Raw genomic sequence first — 12,178 nt, 5'->3', positions numbered from 1 at the left:
GCTATGAAGGACGCGCGCCGGCGCTAAAATGGTTTCAGCGGAGCGTTTGGTTCGATGATCAGGGTCGCGCTAAATTGTTCGCGCAAGTGACTTGCGCTCGCCGCAGGTAAAGCGACGACCAGCCTTGGTTGACCGGCCTTGCCGGCGCGCTGAAGAATTGCGGCGCCGGGAACAGACTGCATCGCCTGTTCGAAAGCGGCCAAATCCCCTGTGCTCGCCGCGTTGCGGGGCGCCACCAGAAATTGATCGATGCCGTTCGTTGCGCTCATGATTTCGCGATCCTGATCTCTTGAGGGCTTCCGGGCCGATGAATCGGCCCGGAAGCGGCAGCAGATCATCCTTCATGCGTCGCGTCGATTGCGTCGCTCAGACGTCAGCCGTACATCGGCGCCTGCATCTGCGGCACGTAGTAGACGGGCTGCGGCGCTGCGTCGAAGGGCAGGAAGCGCTGGGCCAGTCCGCCTACCGTGCCGCCGATCGTCTGACCAAGTCCCGCATTGCCGAAGCGCCCGCCGATGAAACCGCCAAGCGGCGCGCCAATCGCGCCAAGCGCATCGCCGACGATGCCCTGCGGCGCAAACACAGGCGCAGCCGTCTGGGGGACATAATAAGCTCCAGCCTGTGGGCCAGCTTCGAACGGCAGGAAGCGCTGAGCGAGACCGCCCACCACATTGCCAACCGTCTGGCCAGCGCCGGCGTTGCCGAAGCGTCCGCCGATCCAGTTGCCAACCCGGCCCCCGACCGCGCCGAGCGCATCGCCGATGAAGCCCTGCGGAACGAAAACCGGCTCCGCCTCGAACGGCAGGAAGCGCTGAGCGAGACCGCCCACCGTGCCGCCGATCGTCTGACCGAGACCGGCGTTGCCGAAACGGCCGCCGATGAAGCCGCCGAGCGGCGCCCCGATCGCGCCAAGCGCGTCGCCGACGATCCCCTGCGGCGCGAACACCGGCGCGGATTCGAACGGCAGGAAACGCTGAGCGAGACCGCCCACCGTGCCGCCGATCGTCTGGCCGAGTCCGGCGTTGCCGAAACGGCCGCCAATGAAGCCGCCGAGCGGCGCGCCGATGGCGCCGAGCGCATCGCCGACGATTCCCTGCGGCGCGAACACCGGCGCGGATTCGAACGGCAGGAAGCGCTGGGCAAGACCGCCCACCGTGCCGCCGATCGTCTGGCCAAGTCCGGCATTGCCGAAACGGCCGCCGATGAAGCCGCCAAGCGGCGCGCCGATCGCGCCAAGCGCGTCGCCGACGATCCCCTGCGGCGCAAAGCCGGGCGCCGCCGTCTGCGGGACGTAATAGGTCCCGGCGTAGGGCTGCGGGCCGGCTTCGAACGGCAGGAAGCGCTGGGCAAGTCCGCCCACCGTGCCGCCGATCGTCTGGCCAAGTCCGGCATTGCCGAAACGGCCGCCAATGAAGCCGCCAAGCGGCGCGCCGATGGCGCCAAGCGCATCGCCGACGATTCCCTGAGGCGCAAAGCCGGGCGCAGCCGTCTGCGGAACATAATACGTTCCAGCGTAGGCCTGCGGGCCGGCCTCAAACGGCAGCAGTCCGCCGAGCACGCCGCCAGCGACGCTGCCGATCTGCCGACCGAGATTCTGGTTGCCAAAGGCGCGGCCAAGCGCGCCGCCGCCTAATCCGCCCAGCGCACTGCCGAGCGCGCCGCCGATAAAGCCCTGCGGCGCAAACATCTGATCCATGGTCACGCCCATCGGCGCGACCGACGGCGTTGCTCCGTTGTAAGCCATTTGCATATCTGATCCTCCCAAAGGGCCAAAGAAATCTGCGCCGCTCAAACGCATGTCGCATTTGCTGATCGACGCAGAGCAACGATAAGTCCTTTGGGAAACCCGATATATGGATCGTTGGGCACAGTTGAGGATACATGCGCGGCCAACCCTGGCGCGCTTACCGATCACATGGAATCATGTGATCGGTAGGGAGGTCGCTCAACTTAAAAAGTAAGAATGTTCGAGCAGGTTCTCATCGAAAAAGTCTGGCAACTTTTTCGGAGCCTGCTCTAGCGTCAACAAATCAATGAAGCGCGGCCTCGTCGAACAAGTGCCACAGGGATTTTTGTAGCTTACGGCTTGTAATATGCGCGCCGGCCGGACGGCGCTCAAGAACGAGTTTCTTGTCGTGAAAATCTTCCATGCCAACGCGATGGCCGACGCTGATCACCGTCGCGCCGGCGAGATCTTCATTGAACAGGCGAAGCATCGAAACCTGACTCTCTTCGTCGAGCGCCGACGTCGCCTCATCCATGATGATGATCTGCGGCCTTTCCAGCAAGAGCCGAACAAAAGCCGTTCGCTGCCGCTCGCCGCCGGAAAGCGTTTGGTCCCAGCGCTGCTCTTCGTCGAGATGCTTGACGAGATAACCCAGGCCGCATCGCCGCATCGCGCCTTCGAGCATATCGTCGGTGATTTCCTTGTCGGAAATTGAATAGAGCATGGCCTGACGAAGCGCGCCCAGGGGGATGTACGGCTTCTGCGGCACAAAGGCGATGTGGGCGTCTTTCGGCAAGAGGATACGCCCGGAGCCCCACGGCCATAACCCGGCGAGGGCGCGAACAAGCGTGCTCTTTCCCGTGCCGCTCGGCCCCGCCACCAGCAGCTTTTCGCCAGTTGGAATGACAACGTTCGCGCCAGCAATCACGATTCGGCCATTGCGATGCGCGACCGCGAGATCTTCTAAGTGAATCGTATCGTCGTCGCTGACGCCGAAATCGATAAACTCTTTCTCCTCCATGATGACGGCGATATCCAGACTCTCGAGCGCTTCTGCGAGTTCGTCGACCCGGTTGGCCGAGGCCATCCACTCCGCGACGCGCACCGAATTGTCGATGAACCAGTTGAAGGCGATCTGCACAGAGACGAAGGCGGCGGTAAGCTGCATGACCGCGCCGAGCGTGAGCGCGCCCGTGAGATATTTGGGCGCGACGAGCACGAGCGGGATCAGCGGCACCAGCGCGCCATTTGCGCTCTGCACGGTGGCGATGACCCCGTTGCGATGGATCTGGCGAATCCAGGCGGTGACGACGCGTCGATAGTTCTGCAGGATAGAACTCAATTCGTCGGCGTCGCCGCGAATGAGCGCAATGCTTTCCGCGTTTTCCTTCAGCCGTGTGAGTTCAGAGAGGAACTGCGCTTCAGCTTCATTCTTCTGCGCAACGGCCGGAACCAGCGGACGGCCGGCGAAGTAGGCGAGGCCGCCGGCGATCGTCGCATAAACCACCGCGGCGAAGCCGAGATATCCCGGCAACACGAGGCGCGCGCCAAGCAGATGAAGCTCCAGGGCGCCGCCAACGGTCCACAGAACCCCGACGAAGGCCAATGCCGTCGCCAGCGCCGTCAAAAAGCCGACGGCGAATTCGACCAGCGGCTCGACGGCAAGTTGCACGTCCTTGGCGATCCGGTATTCCGGCGAGGTTTGCTCGGCTGCGGCGATCTCGAGACGGTAGTAGCGTTGGTCCTCGAGCCACCAGCCGGCGAGTTTTTCAGTGAGCCATTCTCGCCAGCGCGTCTGCAACGTCATGCGCGCGACGAGCGTTCCGCTGATGGCGAGGCCGCTGAATGCGACGAGGCCGGGCAACAGGATCGTCGCCCAACTCAACGCTTCGACGTTCTTGCTTTCGAGCGCGTCGAAAAACTTGCGGTTCCATTCGTTGATGCTGAGCTGCGCCCCAAGCTGCAGCCCGATGCACAGGGCGACTAATCCCGTCAGACTCCATGCCCGTCGGCTCTGCTCGCCGGCCCAGAATCCCAGAGCAAGCGCGCAGAACTCCCGCCAACGCGCTCGAGCAGGCCGCGTCGCCTCTGCAGCTACGTTTGCCGCTATAGCTTGACTATTCACAGTCCAAGAGCCCCCTCGGCTCGAGCGCGCCGAACGCGACGAAGGCTCTTCTCGAGCGGCTCAGCGGAGCCCTAATGCGCATATCTTATATGGCGCGGCGAAACAGCCAGACTACAGCTTAGAAGCGGCCTTTTCGTGAAACTTGAGCGGCGTTGATGGGGATATTCCGCCGCAAACCGCTAGGCCGCGCGAGACGCCTTGCGCTCGAAGAACAGCGCCTGGCTGATCGTCGCCTTGACCGTGTCGACCTTGTAGGGCTTGCTGATGAGAAACGCCGGCTCGGGCCGCTCGCCGGTCAGCAGGCGTTCGGGAAATGCAGTTATGAAAATCACGGGCGCGTCGAAGCTTTCGAGCATTTCATTGACGGCGTTCAGGCCAGAGCTGCCGTCGGCGAGCTGAATGTCCGCGAGAATCAGCCCCGGCCGCTTGCGCGCCGCGAGCTCCACCGCCTCCTGATGGGTGCGGGCGACGCCGATGATGCGATGGCCCAGATCGCGCGCGATGAACTCGATATCCTGCGCAATGAGCGATTCATCCTCGATGATGAGCACGTCCGTCGCGACGCGTTCAGCGATTTCCCGGCCGGCCTCCGTTACGAGCGCTTCGACCTCTTCTTCGGTCGCGCCCAGGATGGCGGCGGCGTCAGCGACCGAAAACCCTTCGACCGTGCGCAGCAAAAAGGCCTGTCGCGACCGCGGCGTCAGCAAGCTGATATTCCGCTGTGCTGCGGATATCTCGTCATCGGGCGCTGCTTCGGTGTTCAGCCGGATCGACGACCACGAGGTCATGAAAAGGTGGTAAAGCCCGACTTTGGGCGACATATTCAGCGGAAAGGCATCCGGATCCACCACCAGCGCCTCGAGCGTGGCGACAACGTAAGCGTCGCCGCTCTTTTGCGAGCCGCAAAGCGCCCTCGCAAACCGGCGGAGGTAAGGCAGGTGGACCGCAATTTCTCTGGAGAGGTTCATAGTTTCATCCTATGCCGCCCAGCGCCCAAGTCAATTCAAGCGCCCGCTGATATGTCATAGTGTTCCTTGCTTGCAATGGCGGAACAATTAGTGTTCTTACGCGTTCCATCAAGGGAGGTCGTCCCTCGGCCGCCCCGGGTAGAGGCGGCAGTCTCGGGGCGAACTCGGGGTCGAGAATGAGCCAACGCGAAAATCCTCACGACAACGATGGCCCCTCCCGCGACGCGGAACCAAACTTGAACAATAAGACTGGTGGTCGTGAGGAGGCTGATGCTGACGGCTTCCAGGATGCTGACGGGGCACAAGCTGACGGCGTTGCGCTGGACCCAAAGGTGCAAGCTCAGCTCGGGCGGGTGTTTCGCGCCTATTGCGACGATCTGATCCACCAACCTATTCCAGACAAATTCACTGTGCTGCTGGCCAAGCTGGAAGCCAAACAGCGCGAAAAGAAATGAGCGACGAGGCCTTCGGAGATCAGATGGTGGCGCAGATGCCCTATCTGCGCGCCTTCGCCATTTCGCTTTGCGGATCTCATAGCCTCGCCGACGACCTGGTCCAGGACACTTTGGTCAAAGCCTGGTCGCACGCCGACTCCTTTCAGAGAAACACCAATCTGCGCGCCTGGCTCGTGACCATTCTGCGCAATACCTATTTTTCCGGCTACCGGAAACGCTCGCGCGAAGTGCAGGACAGCGATAATCTCCTGGCCCAGCAAATCCCTGTGAAAGGCGGACAGGAGTCGGCGCTCACCCTTTCGGATGTTCAGGCGGCGCTGGATAAGCTTGCCCCCGAACACAAGGAAATTTTGCTGCTGATCGGGATCACCGAGCTCTCCTATGATGAAGCGGCGGAGATTTGCGGCGTGGCCATTGGCACGGTCAAGAGCCGGTTGAACCGTGCGCGCGCCAAACTTGCCGAGCATCTGGGCCTGCTCAACACTAGCGACATCGACACCGACCCCACCGTGTCGGACCTGGCCGCGCGCCGACCTTCTCGCGCCGTTTGACAGCCCAAGCCTTCGCGTGGGATGCGCGACCAAGAAACCGCGCTATCTGACGGTTACGCCCGGCAGGGTCCCGAGAGTCTTGGCAGCGTCAATGACGGAAGGCCGTAACGGTCAATCAGCCCGGCCGTCGCCTCCCGTGGTGGCGGCGTTCAAAGCGTATCCGCGGGCGCAGGGGGTCGCCGCCCTGCGGGCTGCGCTGGCTTTCTTGCTGGCGATGACGTCTGCCGCCCGCGCCGCGGAAGGCGCGACAAACATGATCGAGGTCTGGCGCCCGATCGTTGGCGCGCTCACATTCGCGCTGGCGACGACTCTCGCCGTGATTTTTTGGCTGGTGAGACAGCGCCGGAAAGCGCAAAGGGCGCAACATGAACTCGCGGAATTAAGTCTGGCCGTGGAAGCGCGCGGCGCCTCGCATTGGAGCGACACCGGCGTTCCTGAGGTCGATGCGATCGCGCATAGCATTCAGGACATGGACGAGCGCCTGCGCGAAAAGCGCAAGAGGCTGTCCGAGCTAAACGATTTACTCCTGAAAAGCTCGACGATTGTCAGCCGCGCCGGGGCGAATCTGCAACTGCGCGCGCTGCTTGACGCCGTGCCGGTCGGAATCATCATCGCCGAAGCCCCGAGCGGCCGAATCGTCGAGGGCAATCACGTCATTGAAGCGATTCTGCGTCGCCCTGTTCGCTACTCGGAAAGCGCCCAAGCCTATTCCAAATGGAACGCCATTCATCAGGACGGCCGCCCGGTCGCGAATGAGGAATACCCGCTCGCGCGCGCCCTTGCTGGGGAGAACCATCCGCAGCTCGAGTGCAAGATCGAGCGCGGCGACGGCGCCTACGTCTGGATCAACATCGTCGGCGCGCCGATCCGCGACGACAAGGGGGCCGTTATCGGCGCGATCGTCGCCATTACCGACGTCGACAAGATCAAAAACGCGGAGATGCACAATCAGATGATGAACCGCGAACTGCATCACCGGGTGAACAATTCGCTCGCGATGATCCAGGGAATCGCCAATATTACCGCGCGCACGGCGCAGGACTTTTCGAGCTTTCAGCAAGGCTTCTCGCACCGCGTGCAGTGTCTCAGCCGCATCTCCACGCTGCTCGTGCAGACCTCCTGGGAACGAACGCCGCTCAGGGACCTGCTCATGATCGCGCTGTCTTGTGGCAGCCACGACTACGCCGAGCGCATCTCACTGTCGGGCGAAGACGTGGAATTGCGCTCCGCGGTCGCCTCCGCCTTGGGTCTGACCATCAACGAACTGCTTGCCAACGCCGAGCAGCACGGAGCGCTCTCCGAAGACGACGGTCGGATCGCGATCAGCTGGCGTATCGATCGCGAAGAGGATCGTCCGCGTCTCATCTTGAATTGGACGGAGACGGGGGGGCCAAAGGTCGAAAACCCGGAGCAAACCGGGGTCGGGCACTTCCTGATCACCAATGTGCTCGCGCGCCAGATGGGCGGAGACGTCAGGCTCTCGTATCGCGCCGAAGGCCTGCAAGCCGAATTATCCGCCGAAATTTAAGAAAAAATGATCCTCTGCGCGGGTCGTCAAACGGCTTGCTGCGGCGTCACCCGCAAGGCGGTGACGCGATTTCTGATCTTCCGCATCACCTCGAAACGGAAACCGTGATAGGTGAAGACCTGCCCGGCTTCTGGAATCGCGCCCGCCTCGTGGATCACCAGTCCCGCGATCGTTGTCGCTTCCTCGTCGGGCAGCTCCCACGCCATGACGCGATTGAGATCGCGCACCGGCACGGCGCCGTCGACCAGCACCGACCCGTCGGGCTGCGGACGCACGCCCTGGACCGCGAGATCATGTTCGTCGCGAATGTCGCCGACGATTTCCTCGAGGATATCTTCGAGTGTGACGAGTCCCATCACCTCGCCATATTCGTCGACGACCAAAGCGAAATGCGTCTTACGCTTCAGGAAGGCTTCGAGCTGATCCTCGAGCGTCGTCGCCTCAGGGACAAACCACGGGGCGAACATCACCTCGCCGACGTCGAGCTTGGAGGCGTCGCCGCCTGCGGCGTTCAGCGCCCGCAGTATGTCCTTCGAATGCAGGACCCCGACGAAATTGTCCGGTCGCTCGCGCCAGAGCGGCATGCGGGTGAAGGGCGACGACAGCACCTCGCGCACGATCTGGTCCGGCGGCAGATCCGCGTCGATCGTGCGCATTTTGGTGCGGTGGATCATCACGTCCGACACATGCAGCACCTGCAAATCGAGGACGCCGCCGAACATGTCGCGCGCGGCGCGCTCGACATTGCCTTCGTCATGCAAAATGTCGACGGCGCTCTTTAATTCGTCATAGGGCGAGCGAACCGTTCGGCCATGGCCGACCTCGACGCCCGCCAACGCGAGCACCATGCGCACGATATATTCGACGCCCGCGAGAAGCGGCCCGACGACTCGAACGAAGGGCGCAATAAACTTCGCGACGCGCAGCGACGTTTCGTCGGGATGATTGATCGCCAGCGTTTTCGGCAAAACCTCGGCGAAGACAAGCAGCAACACGGTCATGATGACGGTCGCATACACCGCCCCATTGTCGCCCGCGACGACGACCAGCACGCTCGTGGTGAAAGCGGAGCCGCCGATATTGACCAGGGTGCCGCCAAGCAACAGCGCGGCGATCATGCGGTTGCGCTGGCGCAGCAGCCGATTGACGGCGGCGGCGCGCTTATCGCCCTCTTTTTCCAGCGAATGCATCCGGGCGTGCGACGCGGCGGTGAGCGCCGTCTCCGATCCAGCAAAGACCGCCGACAGGAATACGCAGACGATGACGATGCCAACCGCAGTCCATATGTCGACCTGCGGCGCGCCGGATTCGAGCCCATGCATGGCGCTATGTCCGCTTTAGCTCGTCTTTAAGAAAGCCAAGCACCTCATTGGCGTCGACGGATTTTGCAATGAACGCCTGGCCGATGCCGCGCAGGAGAATGAAGGTCAGCGCGCCGCGCTCGACCTTCTTGTCCTGATACATGGCGTCGAGGATGGCCTGGGCGTCGTCGCGCCAATCCGGAATGTCGTGGATCTTCGTCGGCAGACCGACGCCCTTCAGATGGCGTTCGACGCGCTCCGCGGCGGCCTCGGGGCACAGGCCGCGGCGCACGGAGAAGCGCGCGGCGCACGCCATGCCGATCGCAACGCCCTCCCCGTGAACCAGGCGCGCGCTGTTGTAATCGGTCAGCCGCTCGAAGGCGTGGCCGAACGTGTGACCGAAGTTGAGCAACGCCCGTTCGCCCTGCTCTGTTTCGTCCCGCGCGACGATCGTCGCCTTGGTCTCGCAGCTCACCGCGACGGCGCAGATCTGTTCCGCCTGACTATGGAATACCGCTTCCGAGTCGGCGTCGAGCCAATCGAAGAACCGGGCGTCGCCAATCAGGCCATATTTCACCACCTCCGCGTAGCCGGCGCGGAACTCGCGGAGCGGCAACGTCCGCAGCGTGTCGACGTCGGCCAGAACCAACGAAGGCTGGTGAAAGGCGCCGATCAAATTCTTGCCATGGCGCGAATTGATCCCGGTCTTGCCGCCGACCGAAGAATCGACTTGCGACAGCAACGTCGTCGGAATTTGCACGAAGCGCGAGCCGCGCCGCACGCTCGCCGCGACGAATCCGGCGAGGTCGCCGACGACGCCGCCGCCAAGCGCGACGATCAGATCGCGCCGTTCGATCCTTGCGGTCAGCACATCGTCGCAGACGCGGCCATAGACCGAAAGCGACTTTGACGCCTCGCCAGGCGGAACGATGATGGTCGTCGCACGCAGGCGGGCGTCCTTTAGGCTCTGCTCAACCGTCGGAAGGTGCAGTCTGGCGACATTCTCATCCGTGATGATGGCGCATGCCGCTCCGGGCGCGATTTCCGCAATATAATCGCCGGCGCGCTGCAGCAGCCCGTCGCCGATGATGATGTCGTAGGAGCGTCCGCCAAGCGCGACCCGGACAACTTCCTGGCGGCGGGCGTCGCCTTCCGTGCGCGCGGGATACAGATGCGTCATGGCTTTGGCGAAACCTTTGCTTTGCGCCCGCTGTCGCAAGTCTTCCAATATCGGCAAGCCTGCAGCGAGAACGGCGAGCGTATCATCCACCATCGCATCCTGCGGAACTTCGCGCGACTCGACGCGAAGATCGGCGAGTTCGTATAGGGGGCGTCGCGCCTCCAGCAACTGGCGCAGCGTCTCCTCCGGATCCTCCGTTTGCAGCAGGGGACGATCGTTCTTGCGGCGCACGCGCTTCAACAGGGTCTTCAGATCGGCGTCAAGCCATACCGATACGCCCCGTTCGTCGATGCGATCGCGCGTGCGAGGGTCGAGAAACGCGCCGCCCCCGGTCGCGAGCACGACCGGGCCGCCGTTCAGCAGGCGCATGATGACGCGCCTCTCGCCGTCGCGAAAATAGCGCTCGCCATATTTGGCGAAAATCTCGGGAATGGACATGCCGGCCGCCGCGGCGACGATCTCAGCGTCCGCGTCGACGAACGGAAGGCCGAGCCGCACAGCGAGCCTCTGGCCGATGGCGCTCTTGCCGGAGCCCATCATGCCGACAAGCACGATAACCCTGCCGTTCAGGGCGGCGCGCACGGCCAAAGCGCGCTCGTCACTGGGCGCTTGCGGAGCTGGTAGGACGACGCCGGAGTGTTGCGGTCGAGTCATTTGCGCAAATCTAACTCGCGCCGAGCGAAATTTCATCCGCGCCGGCGAGGGCGCGCGAAAGATACGCGACCATGAAGGCGGGCAGGCGCGGGTCGGAAAGCGCCGTCAAGCTCGAAACCATATGCGCGTCCGCGAGTTCGGGCGCGCTTTCGGTCGCGATAAAGTCCTTCACCCTGGCGAGGATGGCGTGCGACGGCGCATCGAAATCCAGCTTCTTGACGCAGGCGACATGCTGTCGATCGAATATCGCCGTCCAGACGGCCGACGCATGCGCCTCCGAAGCGGCGAGGCCCGTCTCTTCTGCGAGTTCGCGCACAAGACTGCCGGCAAGATCGACGCGACCGCCCGAGACGACGTCGGAAAGGTCGGGGGTGCCGCAGGGAAAATAGAGCTGACCGGCGAATGAGTGGCTTGGCCCCATTTCCCCGAGGAGATAGGCGCCGTCGCGCGCGCGCGCCGCCGGCATCGAGAAGCAATTGTATACGGCTTCGTCCGGCCAGCCGAATTCTCGCCAGGCAAGAAAGCTTGAGAAAGGCGTCTTGAAGAACGCCATGCGCAAGATGCGCGCGCCGTCTTCGCCGATCGCCCGCTCGACGCGACAGGCGAGCAACACCGAGCCGTCGTAGAGCGCCGGATTGGCGCGTCGACGCTCCTCCCAATGGCGCTCGATGTCGACGGCGCGCTCCTCAACGAAGCCCCAGCGATGGTCGACAAAGCGACACTCGAGCCGATCGAAATCCACAATTTCGAGAGTCACGGGCGGACCGCTCCTTGGCCGCAACGGCGCGCCGGGCCGTCACATCTGTAATCAACGGGACTGCGCGCGATGATTGCCGGATGTCGACTGGACCGACTAAATCGCATCGCACACGTCACGCGCTTTGTTACGCCTGCATCTGCAAAAGCGCCGTGCTGTCGCGAAATTCGACGATCTCGACGATGCGGCCGTCCTCGAAGCGCACGAAGTCGGCAAGCTGAACTTGGCCGCAGCGGCCTGTGCCGCGATGACGCCATTCGACGATCCGACGCGCAGCGGCGGCGCCGCCGTCGACGATGACCTCGGGCATGGCGAGTCCGAGTTGCTCGAACTCGACCTCGATGCTGCGCACGATGTTGATCAGCGCCTCTATGCCGCGATGTCGCCCGGCGTGCGAAACCGTCGTGCGGTCGCCGACAAATTCGCACACGACGTCAGGCGAACACAGCTCACGGAACAGCGCAACGTCGGGCGCGCACGTGAAACTGCCCATGGCGATCAACCGGCGCGCCATTTCATCGCGCGACAGTCCCGGGCTGCGGGGATTGAGAATGTCGTCGAGGCTTTGCGGCAGGAAATCGGCGCCGCGCGCGACGCAACGATGATCCCGGAACTCGTACATTTCCGAAACGAGTCCGTTCCGCCAGCGCAGAAAATGCGCCATGTCCATGCTGTGGATATGGCCGGTGGCGCGGTGGCGCCACCGGCTGATCCATCGCACCACGGTATTGTCGCCTTCGACAAGAACCGAGAGAACTTCCGCGTCGAGCGGTTCATAATCGACGTCGACGCGACGCAAATGGGCGCGCAGCGCGTCGCGCCCGCGCCATTGGCCCGGGGGAAGCACGCCAAGTCGCGAGCAGCTGTAGTTCAACTCGACGTCTTCGACGAAATGTTCGACCAATGTCGAGACGTCATACGACATGCGGCTCC

Annotated in this window: 11 protein-coding genes; 3 read left to right on the top strand and 8 right to left on the bottom strand. The window is 63.2% G+C overall.

Annotation, left to right across the window (positions count from 1 at the left end; all coding sequences use genetic code 11):
- Nucleotides 1–23: 23 nt before the first annotated feature.
- The 4 genes from EHO51_RS15635 to EHO51_RS15620 all read right to left on the bottom strand — a co-directional run bounded on the left by EHO51_RS15635 (nt 24) and on the right by EHO51_RS15620 (nt 4,819).
- A complete protein-coding gene (locus EHO51_RS15635; RefSeq protein ID WP_245434627.1) occupies nt 24–269 on the bottom strand; it encodes a hypothetical protein in 246 nt (81 codons plus the stop codon).
- Between the two features lie 104 nt (nt 270–373).
- Nucleotides 374–1,744, bottom strand: a complete 1,371-nt coding sequence (locus tag EHO51_RS15630; protein ID WP_245434626.1) for a hypothetical protein — start codon at nt 1,742–1,744, stop codon at nt 374–376.
- Between the two features lie 286 nt (nt 1,745–2,030).
- Nucleotides 2,031–3,851 (bottom strand): ABC transporter ATP-binding protein/permease, encoded by a 1,821-nt coding sequence (locus tag EHO51_RS15625; protein WP_124739657.1) that lies wholly within the window; start codon nt 3,849–3,851, stop codon nt 2,031–2,033.
- Between the two features lie 179 nt (nt 3,852–4,030).
- Complete coding sequence (locus tag EHO51_RS15620) at nt 4,031–4,819, bottom strand: response regulator (RefSeq protein ID WP_124739656.1); 789 nt, start codon at nt 4,817–4,819, stop codon at nt 4,031–4,033.
- Between the two features lie 176 nt (nt 4,820–4,995).
- On the opposite strand from EHO51_RS15620, the gene EHO51_RS15615 reads away from it, so the two are divergent.
- From EHO51_RS15615 to EHO51_RS15605, 3 genes are all read left to right on the top strand, one after another.
- Nucleotides 4,996–5,274, top strand: a complete 279-nt coding sequence (locus EHO51_RS15615) for a NepR family anti-sigma factor (protein ID WP_124739655.1) — start codon at nt 4,996–4,998, stop codon at nt 5,272–5,274.
- Nucleotides 5,271–5,825, top strand: coding sequence for a sigma-70 family RNA polymerase sigma factor (locus tag EHO51_RS15610; RefSeq protein WP_124739654.1), 555 nt, complete (start codon nt 5,271–5,273; stop codon nt 5,823–5,825). Before EHO51_RS15615 ends, EHO51_RS15610 begins: the two co-directional genes overlap by 4 nt.
- A gap of 91 nt (nt 5,826–5,916) precedes the next feature.
- Nucleotides 5,917–7,353 (top strand): HWE histidine kinase domain-containing protein, encoded by a 1,437-nt coding sequence (locus tag EHO51_RS15605; protein ID WP_124739653.1) that lies wholly within the window; start codon nt 5,917–5,919, stop codon nt 7,351–7,353.
- Nucleotides 7,354–7,379: 26 nt separating this feature from the next.
- Here EHO51_RS15605 and EHO51_RS15600 read toward each other — a convergent pair whose 3' ends face one another.
- From EHO51_RS15600 to EHO51_RS15585, 4 genes are all read right to left on the bottom strand, one after another.
- A complete protein-coding gene (locus EHO51_RS15600; RefSeq protein WP_029649008.1) occupies nt 7,380–8,675 on the bottom strand; it encodes an HlyC/CorC family transporter in 1,296 nt (431 codons plus the stop codon).
- A gap of 4 nt (nt 8,676–8,679) precedes the next feature.
- Nucleotides 8,680–10,488 (bottom strand): 3-dehydroquinate synthase, encoded by a 1,809-nt coding sequence (gene aroB / locus EHO51_RS15595; protein ID WP_124739652.1) that lies wholly within the window; start codon nt 10,486–10,488, stop codon nt 8,680–8,682.
- 10 nt (nt 10,489–10,498) lie between these two features.
- Entirely contained in the window at nt 10,499–11,245 is a 747-nt protein-coding gene (locus tag EHO51_RS15590; protein WP_124739651.1) for an NUDIX hydrolase, read from the bottom strand.
- 127 nt (nt 11,246–11,372) lie between these two features.
- Nucleotides 11,373–12,170, bottom strand: a complete 798-nt coding sequence (locus EHO51_RS15585; RefSeq protein ID WP_124739650.1) for a nuclear transport factor 2 family protein — start codon at nt 12,168–12,170, stop codon at nt 11,373–11,375.
- Nucleotides 12,171–12,178: the final 8 nt, after the last annotated feature.

The sequence above is a fragment of the Methylocystis rosea genome (genome assembly GCF_003855495.1).
GTDB lineage: Bacteria > Pseudomonadota > Alphaproteobacteria > Rhizobiales > Beijerinckiaceae > Methylocystis > Methylocystis rosea_A.
This window is presented reverse-complemented; position numbering and strand designations above follow the sequence as displayed.